We start from the raw sequence: 26,582 nt of genomic DNA on the forward strand, positions 1-26,582 counted from the left end.
AGGTCAACGCAGCAAAATCGTTGCAATGGTTGAGAAGATAACGCAACGTCATGCCCACTGTGCGTTGCAATGGGCTGGAAGTGAACGCTATGCTGGAGACCTCAAGGACCACACAGCAAGGAGGCCGCGATGCCGGGAGGCAGGCTCACCGAGCAGGAACGCCAGCAGATCGCGCTGGGGCTGGCCGACGGCCTCGCGTACGCGGAGATCGCCAGGCGCCTCGACCGCCCGACGTCGACCATCACGCGTGAGGTCATGCGTAACGGCGGCCCCACCGCCTACCGCGCCGACCTCGCCCACCGCGCCACCGAACGCCGCGCGCACCGCCGCAGGCAGGCCGCACCCCGAGGGGCGGGGGCACCCGAGCAGAGCCCCGGGCGGGACATCGACGCCGTGCGCGAGTACGAGGAGGGGTTCACCACGCTCCTCATGCAGCAGGGCGTGCCGAAGATGATGGCCCGGGTGCTGACCTGCCTGTTCACCACCGACGCCGGAAGCCTCACCGCGTCCGAACTGGTCCAGCGCCTCCAGGTCAGCCCGGCGTCCATCTCCAAGTCGGTCGCGTTCCTCGAGTCGCAGGGCCTCATCCGCCGGGAGCGCGACGAACGCCGCCGCGAGCGCTACTTCGTCGACGACGGGGTCTGGTACCAGTCGATGATCTCGGCCGCCCAGTCCAACGTGCAGCTCGCCGCGACGGCCCGGGAGGGCGTCGGCGTCCTCGGGCCCGGCACCCCGGCGGCCGTCCGCCTGGAGAACGTCGCCCGCTTCCTGGACTTCGTCTCCGAGAGCATCCTCCGCGCCGCCGACCAGGCCCGTGACGTCCTCTACGCGAAGCCCCCGGCGGCCTCGGAGGGTACGGAGAAGGCGCCTTAGCCGCCCTGACGGCCTCAGAAGGTGATCCCGCCCATCCAGGACAGGGCGACAGGGCGACAGGGTGACAGCGACAGAACGACAGCGACAGAACGACAAAACGCCCATGTTGTCGGTTCAAGGTTCCATCCGCGCGCGGTGATCGTGTTCACGTCTTTCCGCCTGGCGGAAGATCGTCGGAGTGGCGTAAATTCGCCATGTCCACCCGGTCGGCTGACCTCCGAAGCGGGTGGCTCACGGGGGAAGGTGAGCGGCACGCGGATCGCCTCGGCCATACGGCCAGGGCGTCATCCGGTGTTCCGCGGCGGTGGCGGGTGAATGCGAAGACGGCATCACCCGACCCGCCCACCCCCGGACAGAGGACGTATCGATCCCTGGGGGAACCACTCAATGCGCAAGTTGCGGGCTGTCGGCCCTCTCCTCACCACCGCTGTCGCGGCGGCGCTCCTCTCCGCCGGCATCGCCGCTCCCGCGGAGGCGGCGGGGCGCGGATGGCATGCGCACGTGCAGTGCACCAAGATGCGCATCTCGGACGACACCGCCCATGGCTTCGTACAGGGCCACGGCATCTCCGAGACGAAGCCGAACGCGTGGAAGGCCGCCATCAAGAACGCCAACGACCAGATGCCCACCGGCTACCGTGCGAAGCACTGCACGAAGAAGTCGATCAAGAGGGCGTGAGTCGATGAGGACGCGCACACTGACGTTCGGTCTGTACGCGGACGAGCAGGGGCTGGCATGGGTCAGGCGACTCGTCCAGGAGGCCGCGGCCTCCCGCAGCGCCCGGATCGTCCGGGAGACCGTCGCGCACACGCTCCCCGGGAGCGAGCTGTCGACCGCTGACGTGTACGACATGCTGGCGGAGCAGTGGGCCTGGGAGCACCCCGGCCAGAGCGGCGGCGCACGGGAACCGGTCGAGCTGCGCGTCCACGTGGTGTGCTCCCTGCGGACGTGGCGGGCGATCCGCAAGACGGTGATCAGGAACATGTGCCCTGAAGGCACGGCGCCCCACGTGTGCCGTGTCCCGTGGATCGCTGCCTGAACCGTTCCGTTCGCACATTCAGCGACCGGCACACCACGCACCGCCCCACCAACACACCAACAGCCTGGCCACGTCCCACGAAGACGAACGGACCACCGGCTGTCGCTGCGCCGCGCCCTGAAACCGGTGCGTCGCCAGCTCCGTCATCCCACACAGGAAAGTGAGTCAACCATGACCATACGAAACGGACTCAAGGCCGTCGCCGCCGCCGGTGTCATCGTCATGGCCGCCACCGCTCCGGCGCTGGCCAAGTCGGTCGACGTCAGCGGCGGTCGGTGGAGCTACGACGTCGGCGCCAACTACGCCTACTCGAACTTCTACCACAAGGTCAACTGGCACTCCTCCTCCGTCCACGGCAGGAGCTGGGCCTACAGCGGCTGCACCGAGAACAAGAAGTGGTCCAAGGCCTCGGTGGAGAAGTCGAGCATCCACCCCAACACCGCGCACTACGACGCCTCCTGCTGACGAGGCATCGGTCACCCTCGCCCCGGTCGCGGGAGAACTCCTCTCCCGCGGCCGGTGCCGTGCATTCCCCGCCAACGTCCGACGAGACACGCGCTCCCCGAGCGCCCGGAACCAGGTAGCCGATGCTCCACCGAGGTATCAAGTTCGTCCACGCCGCCGTGTTGGCCGTCTCCGCGGTCATGGCCTTCCTCTTCGTACGCGGCCTGGACGAGGAACTGGTGCTGGGCAATTCGGCCCAGGTCTGGGTCTTCGACTCCGATGACGCGGTGGGCGGCGCCGACATCGCCCGCGCGATCGCCTCCTTCTCGGACGACCACGGGGTCACGGTCGCCCGCGAGCTGCCCGACCTGAAGAACCCCGACCGCCTGCGGCACCTGTACCTGGCACCCGGCGGCCCCGGGTCCGAGGCCGCGTCCTGGCTGGACGAGGGGTATCCCCGGTTCGGCCGGCAGGTCGAGACGGACGTGCACCCGATCGCCGAGGTCGGACAGCGCGACCCGCGCGGCTACTACTACGTCTTCGGCCCGCCCGAGGCGGCGGGCGCACTGGCGGACGAGCTCTCCGAACTCGGCCTCCGCGTGAGCGTGCAGCACCCTCTCGCACCCGCGAACCTGCCCCTCCTCTTCTCGGGCGGAGACCTCTTCGGCTCGTTCTGGGTGGTCGCTCTCGCCGCGGTGACGATGACGGGCGCGAGCGTGCTGCTCGGCGCGAGGGCCTACGGGGTCCTGCGCCTCCAGGGAAAGTCCTTCATGGACCTCCTCCTCCGAGACCTCCGACAGGTGGCGCTGTTCTGGTCGGTCGCGGCCGGTGCCGTGGCGGCGGCGGCGCTCGCCTTCCTCCACCTCTACAACGGCCTCGCCTGGCTGGGACTGTTCGCCTCGGTGACCGCGTGCCTCGCCGGCCTGCTCGTCCTGTTCGTCCTCGCCGCCCACGCGGCCGCGCTCGCCCTGACCTTCAGGGTCGACGTGCTGCGCGCGCTCAAGGGCCGGCTGCCCGCGCGGGCCGCGTTCGTCGGGACGTACCTGGTGCGTGTCCCGGCGTTGCTGCTCGCCCTCGGCGTCGCCATGGACGTGGCCCTGGCGGGACAGCACGTGCTGGCGCGCCAGGAAAGCCAGGACACCTACGCCCGGGCGGGAGACGCCGTGACCCTCCGCCTCAACGGCAGCCTGGTGGGCGAGGAGAAGCGGATGATCACCCAGGTGGGCGGGTGGCTGCGCCGCGCCGACGCGGCGGGCCAGGTCATCGTCGCCGGGCGCCGGGACCTCCAGAGCGTCTCCTCCGACGCGCCCCTGCCGCCGGGCGAGATACTCGTCGTCAACGACGCCTTCCTCGCGGCACAGCCGGTTCTCGACCCGAAGGGACACCGGTACGCACCGGCGGCACCCCGCCCCACAGCGCAAGGCGCGCATGCGCAAGGCGCGAAACCCTGTGCCGCAGCCTGTGCGGTCCGGCTCATCGTCCCCGAGTCCCTCTCCGCCCACGCCCCCGCCCTCAGCGCGGCGGTCCCCGGCGTCTTCGGCCGCCTGGATCCGGACCTCCGCCGACGCCTCACGGTCGAGACGCTCCCGGCCAAGAGCGGCCAGCGCCTCTTCGGCTACAACTCCGGCAGCCTGAGCCCCAACACCGCCCACACCCCGGACGACGACCGGTCCCTGGTGCGCGACCCGGTGCTCGTGGTGGTCCCCAACGGCTCCAAGATCCTCACCGACGACACCTACACCGCGTTCGCCACCCAGGACGGCATCGTCTTCCCCGACCCCGACGACGCCCTGAACGCCCTCGCGGCCGACAAGGACGACCTGCACACGTACGTGACGGCCGTGCGCCCGGTCCGGCACAGCGCCGCCCTGGCGCTGAGGGAGGCCGTCAACGACTTCCGGCTTCGCCTCTTCAACCTCGTCGCGGCCGTGGCCGTCCTCCTCATCACCGGCGTCGGAGTCTGCGTCATCCACGCCCGCAAGCACGCCCAGGCCATCTTCGCGCAGCACATCAGCGGCTGGAGGTTCACCAGGATCCACCGCCAGGTCCTGGCCGTCGAGGCGCTCCTCGCGGTCTTCCTCGCCGCGTGGGTGCCCCTCCAGGTGTGGCAGCAGAACCAGGACCTCGCGGAGTTCACCTCCCAGGGCATCCCCGCACCCTTCCCGCCCGTCCGGATCACCGCCTTGGACACCGGTGTCATCGCCGGACTGGTCACCGCCGAGGTCTGCGCCGTGCTCCTCGCGCTCGCGGTGTTCCACCGGCGCGTCGTCAAGGAGGGGGTGGCCGGGACGTGAGCCCCGAGCCCGCACCGCTGTCGCCGTATCTTCTCCACCCCGCAGGAGCACTGTCGTGATCGATATCGTGAAGCTCTCGAAGTCCTTCGGCACCCGGACCCTGTGGTCCGACGTCACCGCCACCGTCAGCCGCGGCGACATGCTCGCGCTCGTCGGTCCCAGCGGATCGGGGAAGTCCACCCTCCTCAACTGCCTCGGCCTCCTCGACAAGCCGACCTCGGGGGCGATCCATCACGACGGCAAGGACATCACCCGGTTCGGCGGGCGCGAGACGCGCCTGTACCGTCGCGACGTTCTCGGTTACCTCTTCCAGAACTACGCCTTGATCGAGGAGTCGACCGTCGCCGCCAACCTGGAGATCGCCATCACGCCACAGCGGACCACCCGGGGCGATACCCGTGCCGTCATCGCCGACGCCCTCGACCGTGTCGGGCTGGCGGGGCGGGAGGGGGAGAGGATCCACCACCTCAGCGGCGGAGAGCAGCAGCGTGTGGCGCTCGCCCGGCTGATCGTCAAGCAACCGGCGCTCGTCCTGGCCGACGAGCCCACCGGCGCCCTCGACCACGCCCACACCACAGCGGTCATGGACATCCTCCGCGAGATGAGCGAGGGCGGATGCGCCGTCGTCATCGCCACCCATGACGAGTACGTCCGCGACCGCTGCGACGCGGTCCTCACCGTCGGTGAGGACACCCCGATCACCGCAGCCACCACCACCCGAATACCTTCATGACCTCCCACATAGCCCCTGCCGACAGCAGCCGCCGCCGCCCGCCCCTCTGGGCCATCCCCGTCCTGTGGACCCTCGCCCTCGGCGTCTGGGGGCTGTCCCGGCAGCACAGCGTGTGGCGGGACGAGGCCGCGACCTGGCAGGTGGCCCAGCGGTCCACCGGCGAGATCTGGCACATGCTGGGCCAGGTCGACGTCGTCCACGGCCTGTACTACCTGCTGATGCACGGCCTCTTCGCCACCTTCGGCGCCGGCACCACGACCCTCCGGCTTCCCTCCGTGCTGGCCATGGCGGTGGCGGCGGGCTGTGTGACGGTCATCGGCCGCCGACTGGCCGGGACCTGGGCGGGCCTCGGGGCGGGGCTGGCGCTCGGACTGCTGCCGGCCGTGCAGTTCTACCTCCAGGAGGGGCGCCCGTACGCACTCGTCGCCGCCGGCGCCGGGATCGCGACGCTGCTGCTGGTGACGGCCCTCCAAGGGCGGGCCTCGGCGGCGCACTGGACGGCGTACGGCGGCGCCGTCCTGCTGTGCGCGCTGCTGAACTGGCTCTCCCTGCTGATCCTGCCCGCCCACGCGGCGACCCTCGCCTGGACCCGGGCCGGGCGCGGCACCTGGGCGCGCTGGACGGTGGCCTCGTCGGTCGCCATGGTGGGCGCGCTGCCGCTGATCCTGTTCAGCCGAACCCAGTCGGGCCAGGTGTCCTGGATCCCGCCGCTGACCTGGCACATGCTGATCGGCCCGGCGGTCCTGCTCGCGATCGGCGCCCTCGGCGCCCTCGCGGACCGGCCCTCCCACCCGGGCGGCCGCCTGTCGGTGGCGGCCGTCGGGCTGCCGTTGCTCGCGGTGCCGCAACTCGGCCTGATCGGGCTGTCCCTGTTCCAGCCGCTCTTCCTCGACCGGTACGTGCTCTTCAGCCTGCTGGGGCTGGCGCTGCTGATCGGTACGGCGCTGGGCTCGGCCGTCCGCGCGCTCACGCCCCGGTTCCCGCGCGCGTCGTCGTGGCTCGTCCCGGTCGCGGTGACGGTGGCGGTGGTGGCGCTGCTGCCGCAGTCGCTGAGCAAGCGGTCCCCGGCCAGCCGCGTGGACGACGTCCTGGCGGTGTCGGCCGACGTGCGGCGGCTCAAGCACCCCGGAGACGCGGTGCTCTTCGTACCGGCGGCCCGCCGCGACACCGCGCTCGTCTCCCCGGACGACTTCGCCGGCCTGAGCGACATAGCGCTTGCGGTGACCCCGGTCGCCTCCGGCACCCTGAAGGGCGAGGAGGCCGACCCGGCCCGGATACGTACCGCGATGCTGGCCCAGCACCGGATACTGCTGGTCACGGATGCGGCCAAGGTGGCCCGGCCGGTCTCGGCGGAGCGGGACAAGGTCAAGACGGCCGTGCTGAAGGAGCACTTCAGAGCGGTGGCGGACGAGCAGGTTCGGGGACGGCGGGTGACGGTGTATGAGCGCCTCTAGGGGGCGGCTTCCTGAGAGCTCCGGCAGCTCTGGCGGCTCCGTCAGAACCCGGCGTGTCGACTTCGGCACGGGGGTGCTGTTCAGCGCGGTGTACGCCAGTGCGTTGTTCCTCATCGTGACGAGCTTCGCCATCGAACCGAGTGGGTGTGGCGGTCGCTTCAACCAGTCGTGTTCCGGCGAGACGTACTGGCGCGGCGGCATCGGCTTCGGTCTCATCGCGCTGGCGCCGGTCCTGAGCAAGGTCGTACCGGGCGTCCCGCTCGACCAAGGAGTCGGCCGGACGGCGGCGATCGCGGCCATGCTGCTGGGCGCGACGGTCGGTGTCGGCCTCACCGCGGTGGCTGCTCGCGCGGTGTTCTGAGGCGCGCGGCCATTTTCCGCCCCCTGACGGCGCTCCGGCTAGGGCGTGCGTGTCCTGTCGGTCTGACCGGCTGAGACCGGCTGAGTAAAACCAGGTGCGGCCGGTCGCCGCGATGGTGTGCGATGCGGGACATGAGGATCGTTCTGAACGAGCCCGGCGTCGACGGGCTGATCGGGGCCGTGGACGCCCTCCGCGCATGGCAGGACGACCGCACGCCGCTGCAACTCCATCCGGGGGACCTCGGCTGGGCCTGGGCGCTGGGCGCGGAGAGGCTGGCCGCGGCCGTCCGCACCTGGAGCGTGGACGGACGGATCATTGCCGTCGGATACCTGGACGCCCCTGATGTGCTGCGCCTGACGACCGCGCCGGACCTACGACAGGACGGTGATCTGGCGCGCCGACTGCTGGCGGACCTCGATGACCCGGAGCGCGGGGTCCTGCCGCCCGGGAAGGTCGGCCTCGAAATCCCCAACGGTGCCCTGCTCCGCGAGGTCCTCTTGGAGGCGGGCTGGAATCTGGACGAGCCGTGGACGCTCCTGCGCCACGACCTCGCCGAGCCGGTGCAGGACGCCGACCTGCGGGTCGAGGTAGCCGGTCCGGAGACGGCGGGGGTGCGGACCGCGGTGCACCGCTCGGCGTTCGGCAGCCCGAGGTTCACGGAGGAGATCTGGCACGTCCTCGCGGCCGGGCCGGTCTACGCCGACGCCCGCTGCCTGATGGGCTACGACGACCGGGACAACGCGGTGGCCGCGGCGACGGTCTGGTCGGCCGGACCCGGCAAGCCCGGCCTGCTGGAGCCGCTGGGCGTGCACGCCGACCACCGCGGTCGCGGCTACGGGACGGCGATCAGCATCGCCGCTGCGGCGGCGCTGCGTGAACTGGGTGCGTCAAGCGCGCTCGTCAGCACCCCCAGCTCGAACGTTGCCGCCGTCGCCGCCTACAGGGCAGCTGGATACGAGCCGTTGCCCAAACGACTGGACGTCAGCCGACCCGCCTGAAAATGATCAGGCGGCGGTATCGGGCAGGCCGCGTCGCTCTATGCCGAGGGATACCGGGGGAGGCCCCCGGTCGGGATGGTCCACCCACGGATCGTGACGTCCTCGCCGTACACGAACTCCTTGCGCGTGGCGTAACGAGGCCCCGACGGGGTGGCGTGGATGTCGCCGAGCACGGCCCCCGAGCCGGTGCGCGGGTCGAAGACGGCGTAGACCGGGATGCCCAGCAGGGGGTAGTCCCGCATCTTGCCCACCCAGTCGTTGTCCGGGTTGGACCGCGAGACGACCTCGATGGCGGCGAGGACGGTGCGCGGGTCGAAGGACCCCTCGCCTTCCACGTCTGCCTCGGCGATCACCATGACGTCGGGGTGCCGCATGATGCCCTTGGGCGCGCACTCCACGTCCGGTGTGCCGGTATGGGCCACCAGATCGTCGGGAAGGGCTCCCTCAAGGAGCTTGCGTAGCCGCAGCACGGTGAGTTCGTGCGGTCTCGCGGGCGCCCTCATGTCGTGGACGATCCCTTCCCTGGTGATCTCGAACGTGCCGGGAAGGGTGTCGTCCATCGACCGAACGACGTCCCGCATGACCTGGTACTGGCGGACAATCCCCATCCTGCTAGGCCGCATCGGCCAAGCGCGTTCTGCACCCGGGGCAGTCGCCCGGCTCAGGGGAGCGGAAGGCGCGGTCGCACGTGTCGCAGTTCTGGAGCGGGTCGGGGCGGTTGGGCCCCGTCGGTTCCGGCGGGGCGGCGGGCAGGGGTGGCGGCATCAGTGCCGTGAGCCGGTGGGCGAGGAGCCCGGCGGGCTGTTTCAGCTGCGTGGGCAGGTTGGCCGTCAGCGCCTGCCGTACGGCTTCGGGGTCGGCGTCCCGCTCCAGCCAGGCGGCCACGGCGGGCGCCAGGCGCCGTACGTCGTGCTCGGCGAGCAGCAGCCGGGGCTCGTGGCGCCGCAGTCCGGCGAGGAGGTCCCCGGCCAGGCGGTGGCGCTCCAGGTCGTGGGCCTTGGGCTGAGGAAGCGGCGGCGGAGGAGCTTTTACGGGCGCGGGCGCGGGCGCGGGCTCGGGCTCCGGTTCGGGTTCCGGTACAGGCGGCACCGGCTCGGGCTCCTGGGGTGCCGACACCGCACGCGGCTGGTTGTACGAGACCGTCCGGGTGACCAGCTTGCCGCTGGGCAGCCGCACCCGCGTGCGCTCCAGGTAGCCGAACTCCTCCAGCTCCCGCAGCGTCTCCGCGATCCGGGCTTCGCTGTCCGGGAAGCGTTCCGCCAGCGCCTTGATGCCGACCTTCGCGCCCTCGGGGAGCGACTGGATGTGAACTGCCAGCCCGATCGCGGCCATCGACATCTCGCGGTGCTGGGCGAGGTGGTTGCCCACGACGGTGAAGCGGCTGCGGTGCGCGGTCTTGACGTGGGTCACCCCGGAGACGGTGACGCGTCCGGAAGCTCGGGACGAGGCGCGCGACGGCGCGCTAACCTGCTGAATGTCCATCGGGAAGGTGTCTCTTCCTCGGTGGTCAGGCCCTCGTCCGGGATGCCAGTCCCGGCGGGGGCCGTCGCATGTCTGGTGTTGTCGCCGCGAGCATATGCCCGCCAACCCGCCCGAAATCCAGCTCAATCGGGAAACCTCACCCGTGTGAGTGAGCCAGGGCAGGGTGGGGAGGGGAGGGCTTTTCCCGGTCCTTTCGAGAGCCTTAAAAGCTTTTGCATCGTGGGCCACCGCGTCGCGCTCCACCGGGTCGTGGAAAACCGCGACCCGGTGCGCCCGGTCACGGTACGAGGTCGAGTTCGGCCCAGACGGTCTTGCGCGGCACGGGCCCGAGCGCCACACCCCACCGGTCCGCCAGCGCCTCCACGATCAGAAGCCCCCTCCCCGCCTCCGAGTCGCTGGCCGGTACGGCGACGGCTCCGGGCCCGGGCGGCAGGCGGTCACTCCGGGTGTCGGTCACCTCGATGCGCAGGCGCTTGCCCTCGCCCTCGACCGCCAGGTCCAACCGGAAGTCCCGGCCGGGCACGCGGCCGTGGACGGTGGCGTTGGTGGCAAGCTCCGCGACGATCTGCGCGGCCGCCTCCGACTCCACGCCCCAGTCGCTCAGTTGCGCCGATGTCAGCAGCCGGGCGAGCCGGGCGCCCCGGCGGGTGGGGGAGAGCAGCACGGTGAACTGCCGTGCGGTAGCGGAACGTTCAGTTCGGGTGATTTCCAGATTCACGTGACTCAGAGTGGCGGGTTGGCGCTTACGCTGAAAGAAGCGACGCCTGTACGGAGAGTGACTGTCCAGGTGAGGTACGACCATGTCCAGCCTGTACGGCGTCGCGCGGAGGCACGGCACGGACACGGGTGAAGGTGGTGTCGTATGACGGATGAACCGGACCAGGACGTCGACCTGGAGGACGACGACTCGGGCGCGGTGATCGCGGCAGTCGGCCGCCAGATCCGACTTTGGCGCGAGGCTGCGGGCATGAGCGCGGCGGACCTCGGCAGGGCGATCGGCTACAGCGAGAACCTGGTCTACAAGGTGGAGGGGGGCAAGCGCATCCCCCAGCCGGAGTTCCTGGACAAGGTGGACGAGGTCCTGAACGCGGGCGGCAAAATCGCCGCGATGAAGAAGGACGTGGCGGAGGCGAGGTACCCGAAAAAGGTCCGGGACCTCGCGAAGTTGGAGCGGGAAGCAGTTGAACTCGGGGCCTATGACAACCACAACCTGAACGGCCTGCTCCAGACGGAGGAGTATGCCCGAGCGCTGTACGAGATGCGGCGGCCGTCGTTCAGTCGAGACGAGGTTGATCGGTACGTTGCGGCGCGGATGTCACGCCAGGAGGTCTTTGAACGGCAGCCGCTCACCATGCTGACGTTTGTCCTGGAAGAGGCGACGATCAAGCGGCCTCTCGGGGGCAAGATGGTGGCACGCCGTCAGCTCGAACGCCTGCTGGAAATTGGCCAGTTGCGAAACGTTGAGATCCAGCTGATGCCGACAGACCGGGAGGACCATGCCGGGATGGGTGGGCACTTCCAACTGCTGAAGTTCGACGACGGCACGGCGGTGGCACACTGGGAGGGCCAGCTGTCCAGCCGCCTGATCTCCGACCCCAAGGAGGTCCGGATCATCGAGCTACGGTACGGAATCATCCGGGCCCAGGCTCTCACCCCACGGGAGTCGCTGGCCTTCATCGAGAAAGCGCTGGGAGAGACATGACCCGCAACACCTCAGGCGGCTCCCACTCCGAGCTGGAGTGGATCAAGAGCAGCTACAGCAGCAACGACGGCCCTGCGTGCGTTGAGGTGGCGGCCGCGCCCCGCACGATTCACGTCCGGGACTCGAAGAACATCTCCGGGCCGAAGCTCGGCTTCACGCCCACCGCTTGGGCGGACTTCGTCACGTACGCCACTGGAGGCTGACATGACTGACCCGACCTGGGTCAAGAGCAGCTACAGCACGGCCGACGGTCCCGAGTGCGTCGAGGTCGCAGCCACGCCGCACGCCGTCCACGTCAGGGACTCCAAGAACGTCCCCGGGCCGAAGCTCCGCTTCACGCCCGCCGCCTGGGCGGACTTCGTGACGCACGCGAGCGACGCGAGCTGAACCGCGCCCCGGGCCGGGCCGGGGCGCGAGGCTCTACTTCTCGGTGACGGTCACCTTCTCGTCGTTCTGGATCTGCTTCACCAGCTGCTGCACCTTCGCCTTGTCCCAGACGAGGTTGCCGCCACGGGCGCCGTTGATGGGCATGTTCATCGACGTGCCCTCGCCGCCGCTGATGCCCTTCATCGCGAAGAACATCTCGCCGAGGTCGAAGAGCGACATGTCCTTATCGACGATGAGGGTGTCCAGTCCCGCGCCCAGCGTCGGGTAGAGCTTGAACGGGTTGAGGATGGTGCCCGGGGTGGCGGCCTGGCTGGCGAGGGCTGACAGGAACTTCTGCTGGTTCTTCGTACGGGCGAGGTCCGACTCGGCGAAGGCGTACCGGGTGCGGACGAAGGCGAGGGCCTGCTCGCCGTTGAGGGTCTGCTTGCCGGCCTGGAAGTCGGCGCCGGACTTCTTGTCCTTGAAGCCCTTCTCGATGTTCATCTCGACGCCGCCGAGCGAGTCGACGATGTTGGCGAACCCGGCGAAGCCGATCTCCGCGTAGTGGTCGATGCGCAGCCCGGTGTTGTGCTCGACGGTGCGGACGAGCAGCTCGGGGCCGTCCTCGGCGTACGCGGCGTTCAGCTTCACGCGGCGGCCCTGCGCGGGGAAGGTCTTGCCGGACTGGGAGCCGACGAAGGACGGGATCTCCACGTCCGAGTCGCGCGGCAGCGAGATCATGGTGTTGCCGCTGGAGCAGGCCGCCAGGATCATCATCGAGTCGGTGCGCTTGCCGTCGGCGGAGCCGGTGTGCAGCCGCTTCTTGTCGTCGGCGGTCATGCCCTCGCGGCTGTCGGAGCCGACGATCAGGTACGTGGTGCAGTCGCCCTCCGCCGGGCGGTCGATGACCTTGGCGAGGTCGACCTCGCGGCGCATCTTGCCGTCGGCCCAGAAGTACGTACCGATGGTGGTGCCGAGGACCGCCACCAGGGCGACGACGGAACCGATCTTGATCCGGCGGCGCCAGTCGGGCGCCGGGCCCGGGGCGCGCACGGAGCCACGGTCGGGGATGCGGGGCCCGCCCCCGCGGGGGCCGCCGGGGCGGGGGCCCTGGGGGGTGCCGTAGACCTGGCCTGTGTTGTAACCGCTGTCGTACGCCGCCGGCTGGGGCGGTACGGCGGCGCCATGCGGGGCCCCCGCCGGCTGCGGCGGCACCGCCGGGCGGCGCCGCACGTGCGGCATGGACCGTACGCCCTCGGGCTGGGCATCGGCGCTGCCACGGCCGTAACGGGCGTTGCGGTCGTCGGACCATCCTTCAGGCCAGTCATTCATGCGGACCAGTGTGCAGGCCGCCCAGGTCAGGCCGACAGGGTGGGTGGGATTCCGCAGCGGGGCTGTAGCGAAGCTGATGCAATGAAGCCGTAACGGACTCGGGCATAGGGTGGAGGGCATGACAGATCAGGCCCCGCCGCAGGGCGTCCAGCTGGAGGGAAAGCCCACGTCGGCCTCCCGTACGACCCTCAGCCACATCATGACCGGCAGTGACACCAACCTCCTCGGGACGGTGCACGGCGGCGTGATCATGAAGTTGGTGGACGACGCGGCGGGTGCCGTCGCCGGACGGCACTCCGGCGGCCCGGCCGTGACCGCATCCATGGACGAGATGGTGTTCCTGGAGCCGGTCCGCGTAGGTGACCTTGTTCACGTGAAGGCCCAGGTCAACTGGACCGGACGGTCCTCGATGGAGGTCGGCGTCCGCGTCCTGGCCGAGCGCTGGAACGAGTCCACCCCGGCGACCCAGGTCGGCTCGGCGTACCTCGTCTTCGCGGCCGTCGACGCGGACGGCAAGCCCCGCCCCGTACCGCCGGTCATACCGGAGACGGAGCGTGACAAGCGCCGCTACCAGGAGGCCCAGATCCGCCGTACGCACCGCCTGGCGCGCCGCCGCGCGATCAAGGAGCTGCGCGAGAAGCGCGCGGCGGAGGGCATCGAGGACTGACTTTCCGAGGACCCGAGGCCTGCTGCCCCTGAGGCAGCGGGCCTTTTCATTCGCTGGGGCGCTCGCCTGGCGCGTGAGCGCGGGCGTCGGTGAGGTCGCCGGGGGCGTAGACCTCCGTGCCGGATGCGGGGAACCTGACGAGCACCTCGCCGTCGGTGGTGACCATGACGACCTCCCCGACGGGATCTTCGGGGTGATCGAAGGCGACCGTCGGTGTGACGAGGGCCCCTACGGGCCATTCCGTGGCCATGCTTCCTCCGGCGTGCTCGGGTCTATCGGAGCGCGACAAGCGACGTCTCGGGAGGCCTGTGATTACCCGCCCGTGATGGAGGTCGCTGCCGATAGGATCGGTGCTCCTGGTGCTGTTCGGGTGGCGGGCCGCCCGAGTGGGGGACGGAGGGCGCAGGCGCATGCAGGTCGACATCGTCGTGGAAGCGGGGGACGACGACCGCTTATTGGCCTCCCTGTACCGCTGGCTCGCTCAGGACCCGGACGTGGTCCGGCACGCGACCCTCTCCCTCGTACCCGGCGCCGACCAGGACGGGGACATGGGGGCCGGCGCCTTCGAGATCATCAACGCCGTCGTCGCCAACAGCATCGCGCTCGGGAGCCTGGCGGTGGCGTGTGCCACGTGGCGAGGCTCCCGGCGTACGGCCCCAGTGGTGCGGATCACGCGAGGCGAAGTCACCGTCACCGTCGAGAACGGCTCACCGGACGAGGTGAGCGGCATCGTCGACGCGCTGGGCGCGCCGGGTCCTGGCACCGAGCCGAGTGCGGACGACGGGACGGGCCGACCGTAGCCATGGCGGCCCTGCCCGATCCGGCCACCTCGCGGGCCCTCCTCATCGGCGTACACGCGTACCGGACGCTGCCGGACCTGCCCGCCGTGGAGCGGAACCTGACGGGGCTGGCGCAGGCGTTCGCCGCCCCGGACCTGTGGGGGCTGCCCCGGTCGAACTGCGTCACGCTGGCGCAGCCGCCGAACGCCCAGGCGGTGCTCGACACCCTCAACCGCGTGGCCCGGAGCGCCGACGACACCCTGGTCGTCTATTACGGCGGCCACGGCCTCACCGACCCGTACAGCGACGAGCTGTACCTCGCCCTGCCCGACACCGATCCGGAGCGGTCGTACACCGCGCTGCCGTACGACTGGGTGCGCCGGGCGCTGCTGGACCCGCGCGTACGGGCCCGGCGCAAGGTGGTGATCCTGGACTGCTGCTACAGCGGGCGGGCGCTGGTCGGCGGGATGAGCGCCACGGACCAGGTGGCCGACCACGCGGGCATCGACGGCACCTCGCTGCTGGCGGCCTCGGCGGAGACGCGCAAGGCGCTGTCGCCGCCGGGGGAGAGGTACACGGCCTTCACCGGCGAGCTGATCACCGCGCTCACGGAGGGCATCCCCGAAGGCCCGGAACTGCTGGACATGGACACCGTGTACCGGCACCTGTACGGCAGGCTGCTGGCCAAGGCGCGGCCGCTGCCGCAGCAGCGCAACCGCAACGCGGGAGGGCAGATCGCGCTGGCGCGCAATCGCGCGCTGCTGCTCCCGGAGCGGGAGCCGGAGCCGCCTGTGGAGCGGGAACCGGAGCCGCCTGTGGAGCCGGAGCCGGAGCCACCGCAGCCACCGCAGCCGCCGCGTCCGGCTGCGGTGCGGGCACCACAACGTCAGAGGCGGCAGCGCCGGCTCGCCATTGGCGTGGCCGGGGCCGTGGCCGTTGTCCTCCTCGCCGTCGGCATCCCGGCCCTCATCGCCTGGCGGGGCGACGCACCGGAAGGCGCCGACAAGGCGGCGGGCGCGGGGTATGGCGCCGCGAACGACAAGGTGGTCAACAAGTCCAGCGTCACGAGCGGCGAGTTGAGGTTCGTTGCCGCCAACGACGCCGACTCCTGGGACCCCCAGCGGATGTACTACACCTTCGCGTGGAACTTCGCCCGCTTCTACACCCGCCAACTGGTCACGTACGCCCCCGAGCCGGGCGTCAACGGCACCAAGCTGGTGCCCGACCTGGCCGCCGGCCCGGCGGAGATCTCCGACGGCGGGAAGACGTACACCTACAGGCTTCGCTCCGGGATCACCTGGGAGGACGGTTCACCCATCACTTCCCAGGACATCAAGTACGGCATCGAGCGCCTTTGGGACCAGGACGTCCTCCCCGGCGGCCCGCTCCACCTTCGCTTCGCGCTCGAAGCCGACAGGACCTACATGGGCCCCTATAAGGACAAGCGCGGTCTGAAGGCCATCGAGACGCCCGACTCCGAGACCATCGTGTTCAAGCTGCCCAAGCCGAACGGCGACTTCGAGCACATGCTCGCGATGCCCGCCGGGTCCCCGGTGAAGGAGGAGGAGGACAAGGGCGCCAAGTACGGCTCGCGCCCGTTCTCCAGCGGCCCGTACAAGTTCCACAACTACCAGCCGAAGAAGTCGCTGGAACTCGTACGCAACGACAAGTGGCAGAAGGCGTCCGACCCGGTGCGTGCCGCCCTGCCGGACAGGATCACAGTCAGATTTGTCGGCACGAGCCAGCAGGCGGAGCACGAGCTTCGCAATGGGGGTTACGACCTCGACCTGAACGCCACCGGGATGAGTGCCCAGAGCGCCGCCCAGATGCTCCAGGACCCTGACCTGAAGCGGAACCTGGACAACCCGCGGAGCGGCGTCCTCTCCTACGTGGCCCTTCCGCGAACCGTCGCGCCGTTCGACAACGTCCAGTGCCGCAAGGCGGTCCTCTACGCCGCCGATCGTGCCTTGGTGCGAAAAGCCCGCGGCGGCCCCGAGACCGGCGGCGACATCGCGCCGCACATTCTGCCGCCCTCGATCAAAGGCAGCGATCCCGCGTACGACCCGTACGGTGTCCTGCGCAACGCCCAGGGGGACCAGGCCGCCGCCAAGAAGGCCCTGGCGGCCTGCGGACGGCCGAACGGCTTCACCACCACCATCGCCGTCCGGAACAGCCATCCGTCCGACGACGCGACGGCCGAGGTCCTCCAGCAGTCACTGAAGAAGGTCGGGATCACGACGCGCATCGAGAGGCTCAACACGGAAACCACGCTGGACCCGTCCGATTACCGGAAGGTGATCAAGGAGAAGGGCTACGGCCTCGTCATCCGGGGCTGGGGCGCCGACTTCCCGACCGGGCAGGGTTTCCTGCTGCCCCTGGTCGACGACAGGGTGGCGGGTTCGTACAACTTCGCCGAGATCGACGACCCTGCCATCCACCGGCTCCTCGACCGGGCCGTGGCCGAGACCGACCCCGACAAGGCGGCGCAGACCTACGCCGAGATCAACCGCGCGGTGGCCGAGGGCGCCCACTATCTGCCGCTCGTCCACGGGAGGCGCCTGCTCTGGCGCGATCCCCGGCTGACCAACGTCTATACGACCGACGCCTACGGTGCCTACGACTACGTCTCGCTCGGCGTACGCGACAGTTGACCACCGAACGTTTCAAGCCATCTTCGGCGGCGAGCGCCCGGCGGTGAACTGCCAGGACCGCGACCCGCGAGGGCGCTTTGTCCTGCAGAGGGTCCTATGGAAGGGGTAGCGGTAGGACTCATTCCGCCCCACATACGTTCGAATTTTGGGGGCAGCGGGCCGCTCTTCTTCAACAACCCGTGGCAGGTTGTGGGCGCCCGGTGACCACTGGGGTCACTGTGGCGACTCTTCCTGTGGGGGGAAGTTGATGCGTTCACGTGCTTCGCGCACGTCTCTTCGGCGTGCCCGCAGATCCACCGTCACCTCGCGCTACACCCTGACCGCGGCCATCACCGCCGTCTCCCTCGTCGTAGCCGGAGCCCCGGCCTTCGCCGCTCCGACACCCGCTGCCGAGCTGCCGCAGGCCACCACGCCGTGGACCACTCCGGGCAAGGCGGCGAGCGCGCCGCCCGTTCCGGCCGGCGTGACCAAGGCACCGGCGTCGGTGCCGGAGGCCGAGCCCTCCGCCGCCGTGGCGGCGTGGCGGGCGGCGCAGAAGGCGCGCGCCACCGGTGCCACCGCGCCGAGTGCCACGACCGCGACCTCGGCGGTGGCCGCCGCCGAGACCACCACGTACGTACCCGAGGGCCAAGGCCAGGTCCCCTGGCACGAGTTCTCGGACACGCGCCTGAGCGACGCACTCGTGGCGCGGGTGAACCTGTCCAACGGCAACCTGATGCTGGCCGCGACCGACTTCAACATCGCCGGAGTCGGGCAGAAGCTCCAGCTGACGCGCACGTACAACTCCCTGGACGCGCCCTGGGGGAAGGTCTCCCAGCGGTGGTGGCAGGGGTACGAGCGCTACGCGCAGATCCTCGACACCGAGGTCGTCGTGTACGACGCGACCGGCGACGCCGTCCGCTTCGCCGAGAACGCCGACGGCACGTACACCACGCCGACCGGCTACTCCAAGGACCTGAAGAAGAACGCGGACGGCACCTACACCCTGACCGACCGCAAGTCCGGCTCCAAGGACACGTACAACGTCCACGGCACGCTGACGAAGGTCACCGACAAGAACAACGGCACCATCACCGTCGACCAGCACGACGAGACCGGTGAGCACAGGGGCTTCAAGCTGACCGAGAGCCGTTCGGGCCGGTGGATCGACCTGGTGAAGACGGACGCCTCGCAGTGGCAGGCCAAGGACCACACCGGCCGCACGGCCGTCTTCGACCTCAACCCGGCCGGCGACGTCGCCCGCTCGACCGACACCGCCGGGAAGACGACGGCGTACGAATACGACTCCTCGCGGCGGGTGACGAAGGTGACCACGCCCGAGGGCACGGTCACGCTGTTCACGTACGACGCGCACAACCGGGTCACCTCGGTGAAGCGGGTGACCGGTACGGACGCCACCGGGCACACCGGGCCGACCTGGCGCTACGACCACTCCGGCGCGACCCCGTCCGACGCGGGCACGACGACGGTGACGGACCCCGACGGCGACAAGACCGTGCACACGCACAACGCCGACAACGAGATCACCAAGGTCACCGACCCGCTGGGCCACTCCCGTTCGAAGTCGTACAAGGGCCATCTGGTCCAGACGGCGACCGACGCGATGGGCACGGGCACGGACGGCACGGGCGGGAACGTCACCACCTACGGGTGGGACGCCCGCAACAACCCCTCCTCCGCCAAGCTGCCCACCGGCGCGACCGCGGCCGTCTCGGCGTACCAGACCATCGCGGGCACCGACCTGCCCCGGGACTTCAGCAGCGCCGACGGGCAGAAGGACGACTTCGCCTACGACACCAACGGCAACACCCTGTCGGTGACCACCACCGGCACCGCGGGCGGCACCCGCTCCTACACCTACAACCCCGCCACGCCGACGTGCGGCGGCTTCGAGGGCCAGCGGTGCACCGCCAAGGACGCCAACGGCAAGGTGACCTCCTTCACGTACGACGCCAAGGGCAACCTGTCGAAGGTGACGCCGCCCGCCCCGCTCGGCGCCGTCACGTACACCTACGACGGCCTGGGACGGGTGGAGACCGTCATCGACGGCCGCGGCATCAAGAGCGTGTACGTCTACGACAGCCGCGACCGCGTCACCAAGGTGTCCTCCACCAACACGACCGTCACCTACACCTACGACGGGGACGGCAACCTCACCTCGCGCACCGACGCCACCGGCACCACGGTCTGGACCTTCGACAAGCTCAACCGCGAGGCGACCCGCACGCTCCAGCACGGCGCGCAGACCGTCCTCGCGTACACCCCGGGCGGCGAGGTCGACCACTACACCGACCCCAACGGCAAGACCGACTACACCTGGGACGCGGCCGGACGCCTGGACTTCCTGATCGACCCGGCGGGCAAGAAGACCGACTTCGACTACGACAACAACGACAAGCGCACCAAGACCGTGTACCCCGGCGGCACCACCCAGACCGTCACCCTCGACCAGTCCAGCCGCCCCAAGGCCATCAAGACCACGTCCGGCACCACCACGCTCGTGGATCTGGCCTACACCTACAGCTACACGTCCGGCACGACGGCCAAGGACGGCACCAAGATCCGTACGCGTACGGACAACGCCGCCAAGCTGACCACCAGCTACACCTACGACTCCCAGGGCCGGCTGTCCTACGCCAAGGAGGCCGACGCCGCCGGTGTCCGCAAGGCGTCGTGGCTGTACTGCTACGACAAGGCCGGGAACCTCACGCACTACGACTCCACGGCCGCCACCTGCCCCACCACGCCGACGTACGGCTACAACGACGCCTCCCAGCTCGTCTCCGCGGGCGGCTCGACCACGGGGTGGTCCTACGACAAGTCCGGCAACGAACTCGCCGGCGACCCCACCTCCGGCTACGCCCGCTCCGGCGAGACCTGGAGCGACCACAACCAGCTGAAGACCATCACCACCGGCGGCACGGCCCGCGACGCCTCCCACGCCGGCACCGACAACAGCGAGCGCACCAAGCTCGGCGAGACGTGGTTCCACCACACCGCCCTCGGCCTGACCGGAACCACAACCGCCGGTGCCGACACCGGATTTGTCCGCGAACCCGGGGGCACACTCAACTCCATGCGCACCGGCGGAAAGAGCCACTACTACCTCACCGACGCGACCGGCAACGTCCTCGGCCTCGTCGACGAGACCGGTGCCCGCACCCACACCTACGCCTACAACCCCACCGGCCGCGCCCGCACCACCACCGAAACCGTCCCCCAGCCCTACCGCTTCGCCGGCGCCTACGCCGACCCGACGGGTCTCTACAAGATGGGCGCCCGCTACTACGACCCCAACACCAGCCGCTTCACCCAGCCCGACCCCTCGGGCCAGGAGACGAACCCGTACCTGTACGCCGCGGGCGACCCCATCAACCACAGTGATCCAAGCGGGCTGCTCAGCCTGTCCGGCGTGGCAGATGCCTTGGGCCCGGCCGGCGATCTCATCACCGGTGCAACGCATCTGGCCCAAGGGGATACCAAAGCGCTTTGGGGTGATGTCGCAGGAGTAGTCGCAGGTGGCGTCGCGGGAGCTCTCTGCGGGGCAGCCGTAGCAGCGACAGCACCGGCAACCCTCGGAGGGTCCCTCGGAGCGACCGCTGGGTGCTACGCCATTTCCTGGAGTGCAAGCCAGATAGCGTCCAACGCTGTCGCCGGCTGAAAAAAGGATCACGTGGGGGCCGGGCAGTGCCCGGCCCCCGCACAGCCAAAAGGAGGAAACATGCCTCGACTCGGATGGTCAGTCGAACAGCGCGCCGTGGTCAAGCGCTACATGCTGTTCGCGGCGGTATTCGCCGTTATAGGCGTGGCTTTTTCGATTTTCCTCATCGCCTCAGGAGAAAGTGGAGGTTGGGTTCTTCTCGGGCTGATCGCTTGCATGTATCTCGCTGGCACAATGTTTATCAAGAACATCAAGCGTGGTCAGCCGTAGCCCGCATACCGCCGAGCGGGTGCAAGGTGGAGTTTCATGGCGCGTTGGGACGGCTGGTCGCCTGAGGTCGAGCGGGCCGGACGCCGTCATCGGTTTCCTCCTGGCGCTCGCGATCATCCTCTACGCCAAGAAGAGGTGAGCCTCGCGGGCAGGCCCTCGACCTGACCGGAACCACCTGGGAAAGGAGAAGCCATGGACCTCGCACGGTCCGGATTCGCGAGTCTGCCCACCGCCTTGGCTGTCGCGGTTCTCGTCACGGGCCTGGCGATCGGCGTACTCCTTGTCATAAGGGGCAGAGGCAGGAGGCGCCAGTAGGATGCCCGGCTACAGGAGACGGCGCCGGCTCGTTGTACTGGCCGGATCAATTGTTGCCATGCTTTGTGGAGCGCTGCTGATCTCTGCAGGGAGATCGAGGATGCGCGGAGCGGCAATGCCAGGTCGGTCGTTCCTCTCGCTTTCGGGCTGATTCTCGTGCTTGGCGGGGCGTGGTTGACGCTCTCCACCCGAGGAAGGCTATGAACAGTTCCTGGATCATCTTCACCCTCACGTTGGCCACCCTCTACCTGGCGATCGCAGTGGTGATGACCGTCACCGGAGCGCCCGCCGGCCAGGCGTGGGGAACCCCTGCGGCCGTTCTGCTCGGTCCGGCGCTCGGCATTGCCTCTGTCCGCCGCAAAAAGCTCAAGAATCAGCAGAAGCCGGACGGTCGGAACACGTGAAGCAAGGTGATCCGAACGGCTCTGATCCGACCGGCCATCTCCGGAAGCGAAGCGAAGGAGTTCTTGTGCAGGCATCAGGTGGTTTGGTTGTCGGTGCGCTGTTCATCCTGGGCCTGGTGGCCATGGTGATAGCCAAAGGGAGGCGACGTTGAGGCCAGAGGTTCTCATGCGATCACCCACCGCCTCGGATGCGTTGGCCTACAAAGGGCTCGACGGCATCCCCCTCTGGGTGCTGTGCGGAATCGCCGTCCTGGCTTTCGTCGTCCTCGGAGTCGTACAGGCCCGGAAAAGGAAGTAGACGGCCCGACGCACCGGCCCCCTACCCGCAGATCACCTGGTCCCCTGTCACCACGCCGAACTCGCCCTGGAACGCGTTCTCCGCCCGTACCGGCAGCACGCCCGTGAAGTTCCCGCCCGCCGTCACCTTCAGCAGGGCGCCCTGGCCCGGGACCGGGCGGAGTTCCGCGCCCGGGAGGGCCGTGGCGAGGGAGCGGGCCGAGCGGTCCCAGCGGGGGTCGAACCAGACGATGGTGCGGTGGACGTCGCGCCGCGCCCAGTTCAGCGGCGTACGGGTCGTGCGAAAACCCGTCCCCCGCAGCGCCGAGTCGACGCGCGCGCCCAGGCCGTGCACGCGGGTGCCGTTGTAGACCTGCACCCGGATCTGCTGGGGCGAGACCTCCACGAGCTTCTTGCGCACCGAGCTGCGGGCCGCGTACGGCGCGAGCGGCTTGTCCTCGCGCAGCGCCCGGAACAGCTTCTTCGACTTCACCGGGTCCCACCGCACCGTCGAGCCGAGCCCCTTCACCGGGAAGCTCGCCTGCGCGACCGGCACGGACGTGAACTCCGACGACGCCGCCTTGAAGCCGCGCATCGCCTTCGCCAGCGCCAGCATCTCCTCCGTACGGAACCCCTCGTCGGCCCGTACGGAGGTGAGGACCGAGCCCACGACCTCCTGGAAGCGCACCGGGTTCAGCAGCACGCCCTCGCTCGTCGCCCGGTCGATCAGCGCCGCCAGGAACCGCTGCTGGCGCTGCATCCGGCCCAGGTCGGAGGCGCCGTCGATGTGGCGGGAGCGCACGTACTGCAGCGCCTGGCCGCCGTTGAGCTCGTGCGTGCCGGCGGGCAGGGCGAGGCCGGTGTAGGCGTCCTTCATCGGCTTGGCCGTGCAGATCCGCACCCCGCCGACCGCGTCGACCGTCCGCATGAAGCTGGTGAAGTCGACCTCCAGGTAGTGGTCGACCTTCACGCCGGTCATGTGCTCCACGGTCCGTACGGTCAGCTGGGGCCCGCCCTCCGCGTACGCCGCGTTCAGCTTCACCGGGTGCTTGGGGTGCCGCTCACCGGTGCGGGTGTCGGTGTGCTCGGGGATCTCGGCGTACGAGTCGCGGGGCAGCGAGACCGTGCTGGCGCGCTTCCGGTCGGCGGAGATGTGGACGAGCATGATCGTGTCGGTGCAGCGGCACCCGGCACCGCCCAGCCGGTACCGCTGCTTCTCGGCCGGGGTGATCTTGTCGCGGCCGTCGGTGCCGACGACGAGGATGTTCGTGCCGTGGCCGGGCGCGGGGCGGTTCTTCATGTCGCGGAACGGGTCCACCCGGCCGATGCCGGTGTCGAGGCTGGTCACGACGGCGTGGCCGATCCCGCCGACGCCCAGCACCAGCACCGAGAGGGTCGTCACCATCCGCATGCCCCACCGGGGCCGCGGCACCGGCCGTGGCGGCTGCGCCGGCTCCGGCCGTCGCGGTCGCCCGGGCACGGGAGGCCTGGGGCCGGCAGGACGGCGGGGCGGCGTGGGCACGAAGGACACCTCCGCGGGCGTACAGGGGGATCATGAGCACAGTAGGCCCATACGATCAGCGCCCGCCCGCATCGCCCGGGCGGCGCGCACCGGTGTCCCCCGTTCGCGGTAACGTGGCGGGCGATATGAACGCCACGCCTCCGCCCCCGGTTTCCGTGATCATGCCGGTCCTCAATGAGGAGCGGCACCTGCGCACCTCGGTCCGTCACATCCTCGAGCAGGAGTACGACGGCGAGATGGAGGTGGTGATCGCCCTCGGCCCGTCCACGGACCGCACGGACGAGATCGCCGCCGAGCTCGTACGGGAAGACCCCCGCGTCCACACCGTGCCGAACCCCACCGGGCGCACCCCCGCGGCCCTCAACGCCGCGATCAAGGCGTCCCGCCACCCCATCGTGGTGCGGGTCGACGGGCACGGCATGCTCTCGCCGAACTACATCGCGACCGCCGTCCGCCTCCTGGAGGAGACCGGCGCGCAGAACGTCGGCGGCATCATGCACGCCGAGGGCGAGAACGACTGGGAGCACGCGGTCGCCGCCGCCATGACGTCGAAGATCGGCGTGGGCAACGCCGCCTTCCACACCGGCGGCGAGGCGGGCCCCGCCGAGACCGTCTACCTCGGCGTCTTCCGCCGCGAGGCGCTCGAACAGCAGGGCGGCTACAACGAGGAGTTCATCCGCGCCCAGGACTGGGAGCTGAACTTCCGCATCCGCGAGGCCGGCGGCCTGATCTGGTTCTCGCCGGAGCTGAAGGTGTCGTACCGTCCGCGGCCGAGCGTGCGCGCCCTCGCCAAGCAGTACAAGGACTACGGCCGCTGGCGCCACGTCGTCGCCCGCTACCACCAGGGCTCCATCAACCTCCGCTACCTCGCCCCGCCGACGGCCGTCTGCGCCATCGCGGCGGGTGTCGTCGTCGGCGCGACCCTCACCCCGCTGGGCTTCGTCATCCCCGGCGGCTACCTCGCGGCGATCGTCGCGGGCTCCCTCCCGGCGGGCCGCGGCCTGCCGCTGAAGGCCCGCCTCCAGATCCCGGTGGCGCTGGCGACGATGCACATGTCGTGGGGGTACGGCTTCCTGACCAGCCCGCGCTCGCTGGCGAAGAAGGTCATCGCGAGCCGCCGCCCGGCGGTGCTCGCGCGCTGACACGCGTACGGCGAAGGGCCCCGGAGCAGTCGCCCCGGGGCCCTTCGCCGTGCCGGTCGCCCTACCAGGTGAAGTTCGGGTCGACCTCCATGCACTTCGTCGTGTCGCCCGCGCTGAGCGGGTTCGCCGACTGCGGGGTCTTGCCCTCCGCCGCGCCCGCCGACTTCGGGTAGGTGTCGCCCTCCCGCCAGTCCGCGCCCACGACGAGCGTGATGCGCGTGACCTCGGCGGACTTCTTCACCGCGGAGGCCGGAATGCCGAGCGCCTTCGCGAGCGCCTGCGCGTCACCCTCCAGCTCCGCGCTCGGGAACCGCACGAGCGTCTTCGCCTGCGGATTGGTCGCCGCGTCCGCCTTCGCCTGCGTGTAGCCCTTGCCGGACAGCACCCCGGCGATCTCGGTCGCGCGCCCCTTCGACGATCCCAGCTGCGGGGTGTAGGTGCCGTTCTGCACCATCACCTCCGTCTCGCCGACCGGCGCCGCCGGATCCTTGGAGGCGGCCGGCTTCTTGCGCTTGGAGGCCTTGCCGTCCAGCGGGATGTCCTCGCGGATCATCTCGAAGATCTGCTCGGCCTCGCCCGGCTTGGGCTCGACCTTGCCCCGCTGCCGCGTCGAGTAGACGTTGGGCATCGTCGTCATCGTGATGCGCTCGGTGGGGACGCTCTTGAGCTCCTGCCCCAGGTCGTACAGCTTGGTGATGGTGCCGAGGCCCTCGTCCACGGTGAGCGCCTCGGTCGCCGCCTCGGCGAGCTTGCGCAGCTTGTTCGGGTCGGTCAGCTTGGCGTTGGCGCGCAGCTCCCGGACCATCGAGTTCATGTACATGTGCTGGGCGCGCGCCCGGTACAGGTCGCTGCCGTCGCCGAAGCCGTACCGCGTACGCAGCCACTGCAGGGCCTGCTCGCCCTGGATGGGGTGGGTGCCCTTCGGGAGCTTCAGGCCGGAGCCCTTGCCGTCCCGCGTACGGGAGTGGATGTTCTTGTCCACGCACACTGGTACGCCACCGACGGCGTCCGCCATCGACACCACACCCGCGAAGTCGATCATCATGAAGTGGTCGATGGTGATGCCGGTCAGCTCGTACCAGGTGGCCACCGTGCAACCGGGGCCGCCGCGGCCGAGCGACTCGTTCGTCTGCGCCCACTGCCGCGCCGGGTACACCTTGCCGGTCTCGGGGTCGGTGCACTCCGGGATCTTCAGCATGGTGTCGCGCGGCATGCTGATCACGGAGACATTGCTGCGGTCGGCGGAGAGGTGGATGAGCATCTGGACATCGGCGAGCGGGACGCCGTTGAAGGTGTCCTTCGCCCCGCCCAGCGCCTGGTTCTCCTTGGAGTCGCGGGCGTCGGAGCCGATGAGCAGGATGTTGAGCGGGGTCTGGCCCGCGGCGTTCACCTTGTGCTCGGCCATCTTGTTCTTGCCGAGGTTGAGCTTGTCCTTCTTGATGTTGCTGTTGAGGTGCTCGTAGTACACGTAACCGGCGCCGGCCGTGCCGAGTATCAGCAGCGCCAGCACGGCGGCCACCCAGCGCCCGACGCGCCGCTTCCCCGTGCCCTTGGCCTTGCCCGTGCCCTTGCCCGTCACCTTCTGCCCGCCCTGCTTGGCGGCACCGGTGGTACCGGCGGCTTCGGCGGCACCAGTGGCACCGGTGGCATCGGTCGCACCGGTGGCCTCGGTCGCACCGGCGGCCCCAGGGCCCCCAGGGGCGTCCTTCTTCCTCGTCCCGTCCTCCTCGTAGAGGCTGTCGTCCCATCCGAGGTCACGGGCGTGCGGTACGCGGTGTCGTGTCCCCTCCCCGCGTACGCGGCTCTGTCCCACCCCA

Annotated in this window: 26 protein-coding genes; 19 read left to right on the forward strand and 7 right to left on the reverse strand. The window is 70.0% G+C overall.

The features are described 5' to 3' along the window. Positions 1-129 precede the first annotated feature (129 nt). From AC07FJ_RS18470 to AC07FJ_RS18510, 9 genes are all read left to right on the forward strand, one after another. Entirely contained in the window at positions 130-873 is a 744-nt protein-coding gene (locus tag AC07FJ_RS18470; protein ID WP_479050115.1) for a helix-turn-helix domain-containing protein, read from the forward strand. A gap of 387 nt (positions 874-1,260) precedes the next feature. Next, complete coding sequence (locus AC07FJ_RS18475) at positions 1,261-1,551, forward strand: hypothetical protein (protein ID WP_355362245.1); 291 nt, start codon at positions 1,261-1,263, stop codon at positions 1,549-1,551. Positions 1,552-1,555: 4 nt separating this feature from the next. After that, on the forward strand, positions 1,556-1,912 hold the full coding sequence (locus AC07FJ_RS18480; RefSeq protein ID WP_479050117.1) for a hypothetical protein: 357 nt from the start codon (positions 1,556-1,558) through the stop codon (positions 1,910-1,912). 171 nt (positions 1,913-2,083) lie between these two features. Then, positions 2,084-2,377 (forward strand): lactococcin 972 family bacteriocin, encoded by a 294-nt coding sequence (locus AC07FJ_RS18485; RefSeq protein ID WP_355362249.1) that lies wholly within the window; start codon positions 2,084-2,086, stop codon positions 2,375-2,377. 122 nt (positions 2,378-2,499) lie between these two features. Further along, entirely contained in the window at positions 2,500-4,650 is a 2,151-nt protein-coding gene (locus tag AC07FJ_RS18490; RefSeq protein ID WP_479050119.1) for a hypothetical protein, read from the forward strand. Between the two features lie 55 nt (positions 4,651-4,705). Beyond that, positions 4,706-5,383 (forward strand): ABC transporter ATP-binding protein, encoded by a 678-nt coding sequence (locus tag AC07FJ_RS18495; RefSeq protein WP_479050121.1) that lies wholly within the window; start codon positions 4,706-4,708, stop codon positions 5,381-5,383. Next, positions 5,380-6,837, forward strand: a complete 1,458-nt coding sequence (locus tag AC07FJ_RS18500) for a glycosyltransferase family 39 protein (RefSeq protein ID WP_479050123.1) — start codon at positions 5,380-5,382, stop codon at positions 6,835-6,837. The genes AC07FJ_RS18495 and AC07FJ_RS18500 overlap by 4 nt, the downstream gene beginning before the upstream one ends. A gap of 103 nt (positions 6,838-6,940) precedes the next feature. Then, positions 6,941-7,198, forward strand: coding sequence for a hypothetical protein (locus AC07FJ_RS18505; protein WP_479050125.1), 258 nt, complete (start codon positions 6,941-6,943; stop codon positions 7,196-7,198). Positions 7,199-7,329: 131 nt separating this feature from the next. Next, on the forward strand, positions 7,330-8,196 hold the full coding sequence (locus AC07FJ_RS18510; protein ID WP_479050127.1) for a GNAT family N-acetyltransferase: 867 nt from the start codon (positions 7,330-7,332) through the stop codon (positions 8,194-8,196). 38 nt (positions 8,197-8,234) lie between these two features. On the opposite strand, the gene AC07FJ_RS18515 is transcribed toward AC07FJ_RS18510, so the two are convergent. The 3 genes from AC07FJ_RS18515 to AC07FJ_RS18525 all read right to left on the reverse strand — a co-directional run bounded on the left by AC07FJ_RS18515 (position 8,235) and on the right by AC07FJ_RS18525 (position 10,396). Then, on the reverse strand, positions 8,235-8,756 hold the full coding sequence (locus tag AC07FJ_RS18515) for a Uma2 family endonuclease (RefSeq protein ID WP_479050129.1): 522 nt from the start codon (positions 8,754-8,756) through the stop codon (positions 8,235-8,237). 52 nt (positions 8,757-8,808) lie between these two features. Continuing rightward, entirely contained in the window at positions 8,809-9,678 is an 870-nt protein-coding gene (locus AC07FJ_RS18520) for a helix-turn-helix domain-containing protein (RefSeq protein WP_479050130.1), read from the reverse strand. Between the two features lie 277 nt (positions 9,679-9,955). Next, positions 9,956-10,396, reverse strand: coding sequence for an ATP-binding protein (locus AC07FJ_RS18525; RefSeq protein WP_479050131.1), 441 nt, complete (start codon positions 10,394-10,396; stop codon positions 9,956-9,958). Between the two features lie 144 nt (positions 10,397-10,540). Between AC07FJ_RS18525 and AC07FJ_RS18530 the strand changes: the two genes are divergently transcribed. The 3 genes from AC07FJ_RS18530 to AC07FJ_RS18540 are packed head-to-tail and all read left to right on the forward strand — an operon-like array spanning position 10,541 to position 11,767. Continuing rightward, positions 10,541-11,380: a helix-turn-helix domain-containing protein gene (locus AC07FJ_RS18530; protein WP_479050133.1), complete on the forward strand. Its 840-nt coding sequence runs from the start codon at positions 10,541-10,543 to the stop codon at positions 11,378-11,380. After that, positions 11,377-11,583, forward strand: a complete 207-nt coding sequence (locus AC07FJ_RS18535; RefSeq protein ID WP_479050135.1) for a DUF397 domain-containing protein — start codon at positions 11,377-11,379, stop codon at positions 11,581-11,583. Before AC07FJ_RS18530 ends, AC07FJ_RS18535 begins: the two co-directional genes overlap by 4 nt. A gap of 1 nt (position 11,584) precedes the next feature. Further along, positions 11,585-11,767, forward strand: a complete 183-nt coding sequence (locus tag AC07FJ_RS18540; protein ID WP_479050137.1) for a DUF397 domain-containing protein — start codon at positions 11,585-11,587, stop codon at positions 11,765-11,767. A 33-nt stretch (positions 11,768-11,800) separates the two neighbouring features. Here AC07FJ_RS18540 and AC07FJ_RS18545 read toward each other — a convergent pair whose 3' ends face one another. After that, positions 11,801-13,078, reverse strand: coding sequence for an LCP family protein (locus AC07FJ_RS18545; protein ID WP_479050139.1), 1,278 nt, complete (start codon positions 13,076-13,078; stop codon positions 11,801-11,803). 118 nt (positions 13,079-13,196) lie between these two features. Here AC07FJ_RS18545 and AC07FJ_RS18550 point away from each other — a divergent pair, with 118 nt between their 5' ends. Continuing rightward, complete coding sequence (locus AC07FJ_RS18550) at positions 13,197-13,745, forward strand: acyl-CoA thioesterase (RefSeq protein ID WP_355362269.1); 549 nt, start codon at positions 13,197-13,199, stop codon at positions 13,743-13,745. Between the two features lie 46 nt (positions 13,746-13,791). Here the strand turns inward: AC07FJ_RS18550 and AC07FJ_RS18555 are convergent, their stop codons facing one another. Beyond that, positions 13,792-13,995, reverse strand: coding sequence for a hypothetical protein (locus tag AC07FJ_RS18555; RefSeq protein WP_479050140.1), 204 nt, complete (start codon positions 13,993-13,995; stop codon positions 13,792-13,794). Positions 13,996-14,155: 160 nt separating this feature from the next. On the opposite strand from AC07FJ_RS18555, the gene AC07FJ_RS18560 reads away from it, so the two are divergent. The 5 genes from AC07FJ_RS18560 to AC07FJ_RS18580 all read left to right on the forward strand — a co-directional run bounded on the left by AC07FJ_RS18560 (position 14,156) and on the right by AC07FJ_RS18580 (position 21,825). Beyond that, positions 14,156-14,545, forward strand: a complete 390-nt coding sequence (locus AC07FJ_RS18560; RefSeq protein ID WP_479050142.1) for an effector-associated constant component EACC1 — start codon at positions 14,156-14,158, stop codon at positions 14,543-14,545. A 2-nt stretch (positions 14,546-14,547) separates the two neighbouring features. Then, positions 14,548-17,175, forward strand: a complete 2,628-nt coding sequence (locus AC07FJ_RS18565) for a caspase, EACC1-associated type (RefSeq protein WP_479050144.1) — start codon at positions 14,548-14,550, stop codon at positions 17,173-17,175. Between the two features lie 247 nt (positions 17,176-17,422). Next, positions 17,423-20,836 (forward strand): RHS repeat-associated core domain-containing protein, encoded by a 3,414-nt coding sequence (locus AC07FJ_RS18570; protein ID WP_479050146.1) that lies wholly within the window; start codon positions 17,423-17,425, stop codon positions 20,834-20,836. Positions 20,837-20,896: 60 nt separating this feature from the next. Further along, on the forward strand, positions 20,897-21,106 hold the full coding sequence (locus tag AC07FJ_RS18575) for a hypothetical protein (RefSeq protein WP_479050148.1): 210 nt from the start codon (positions 20,897-20,899) through the stop codon (positions 21,104-21,106). A gap of 515 nt (positions 21,107-21,621) precedes the next feature. Continuing rightward, a complete protein-coding gene (locus AC07FJ_RS18580) occupies positions 21,622-21,825 on the forward strand; it encodes a hypothetical protein (protein ID WP_479050150.1) in 204 nt (67 codons plus the stop codon). Positions 21,826-22,144: 319 nt separating this feature from the next. Here the strand turns inward: AC07FJ_RS18580 and AC07FJ_RS18585 are convergent, their stop codons facing one another. Continuing rightward, positions 22,145-23,623: an LCP family protein gene (locus AC07FJ_RS18585; protein WP_479050152.1), complete on the reverse strand. Its 1,479-nt coding sequence runs from the start codon at positions 23,621-23,623 to the stop codon at positions 22,145-22,147. Positions 23,624-23,748: 125 nt separating this feature from the next. On the opposite strand from AC07FJ_RS18585, the gene AC07FJ_RS18590 reads away from it, so the two are divergent. Beyond that, positions 23,749-24,765, forward strand: a complete 1,017-nt coding sequence (locus AC07FJ_RS18590) for a glycosyltransferase family 2 protein (RefSeq protein WP_361428688.1) — start codon at positions 23,749-23,751, stop codon at positions 24,763-24,765. Positions 24,766-24,826: 61 nt separating this feature from the next. Here AC07FJ_RS18590 and AC07FJ_RS18595 read toward each other — a convergent pair whose 3' ends face one another. Then, a complete protein-coding gene (locus AC07FJ_RS18595) occupies positions 24,827-26,578 on the reverse strand; it encodes an LCP family protein (protein ID WP_479050154.1) in 1,752 nt (583 codons plus the stop codon). Positions 26,579-26,582 lie beyond the last annotated feature (4 nt).

This window comes from Streptomyces sp. NPDC045998, assembly GCF_056430285.1.

Coding starts and splice junctions, on each gene's coding strand:
- AC07FJ_RS18470 (WP_479050115.1), top strand. CDS start 130: ATGCCGGGAGGCAGGCTCACCGAGCAGGAACGCCAGCAGATCGCGCTG.
- AC07FJ_RS18475 (WP_355362245.1), top strand. CDS start 1,261: ATGCGCAAGTTGCGGGCTGTCGGCCCTCTCCTCACCACCGCTGTCGCG.
- AC07FJ_RS18480 (WP_479050117.1), top strand. CDS start 1,556: ATGAGGACGCGCACACTGACGTTCGGTCTGTACGCGGACGAGCAGGGG.
- AC07FJ_RS18485 (WP_355362249.1), top strand. CDS start 2,084: ATGACCATACGAAACGGACTCAAGGCCGTCGCCGCCGCCGGTGTCATC.
- AC07FJ_RS18490 (WP_479050119.1), top strand. CDS start 2,500: ATGCTCCACCGAGGTATCAAGTTCGTCCACGCCGCCGTGTTGGCCGTC.
- AC07FJ_RS18500 (WP_479050123.1), top strand. CDS start 5,380: ATGACCTCCCACATAGCCCCTGCCGACAGCAGCCGCCGCCGCCCGCCC.
- AC07FJ_RS18510 (WP_479050127.1), top strand. CDS start 7,330: ATGAGGATCGTTCTGAACGAGCCCGGCGTCGACGGGCTGATCGGGGCC.
- AC07FJ_RS18515 (WP_479050129.1), bottom strand. CDS start 8,756: ATGGACGACACCCTTCCCGGCACGTTCGAGATCACCAGGGAAGGGATC.
- AC07FJ_RS18520 (WP_479050130.1), bottom strand. CDS start 9,678: ATGGACATTCAGCAGGTTAGCGCGCCGTCGCGCGCCTCGTCCCGAGCT.
- AC07FJ_RS18530 (WP_479050133.1), top strand. CDS start 10,541: ATGACGGATGAACCGGACCAGGACGTCGACCTGGAGGACGACGACTCG.
- AC07FJ_RS18535 (WP_479050135.1), top strand. CDS start 11,377: ATGACCCGCAACACCTCAGGCGGCTCCCACTCCGAGCTGGAGTGGATC.
- AC07FJ_RS18540 (WP_479050137.1), top strand. CDS start 11,585: ATGACTGACCCGACCTGGGTCAAGAGCAGCTACAGCACGGCCGACGGT.
- AC07FJ_RS18545 (WP_479050139.1), bottom strand. CDS start 13,078: ATGAATGACTGGCCTGAAGGATGGTCCGACGACCGCAACGCCCGTTAC.
- AC07FJ_RS18550 (WP_355362269.1), top strand. CDS start 13,197: ATGACAGATCAGGCCCCGCCGCAGGGCGTCCAGCTGGAGGGAAAGCCC.
- AC07FJ_RS18555 (WP_479050140.1), bottom strand. CDS start 13,995: ATGGCCACGGAATGGCCCGTAGGGGCCCTCGTCACACCGACGGTCGCC.
- AC07FJ_RS18560 (WP_479050142.1), top strand. CDS start 14,156: ATGCAGGTCGACATCGTCGTGGAAGCGGGGGACGACGACCGCTTATTG.
- AC07FJ_RS18565 (WP_479050144.1), top strand. CDS start 14,548: ATGGCGGCCCTGCCCGATCCGGCCACCTCGCGGGCCCTCCTCATCGGC.
- AC07FJ_RS18570 (WP_479050146.1), top strand. CDS start 17,423: ATGCGTTCACGTGCTTCGCGCACGTCTCTTCGGCGTGCCCGCAGATCC.
- AC07FJ_RS18575 (WP_479050148.1), top strand. CDS start 20,897: ATGCCTCGACTCGGATGGTCAGTCGAACAGCGCGCCGTGGTCAAGCGC.
- AC07FJ_RS18580 (WP_479050150.1), top strand. CDS start 21,622: ATGAACAGTTCCTGGATCATCTTCACCCTCACGTTGGCCACCCTCTAC.
- AC07FJ_RS18590 (WP_361428688.1), top strand. CDS start 23,749: ATGAACGCCACGCCTCCGCCCCCGGTTTCCGTGATCATGCCGGTCCTC.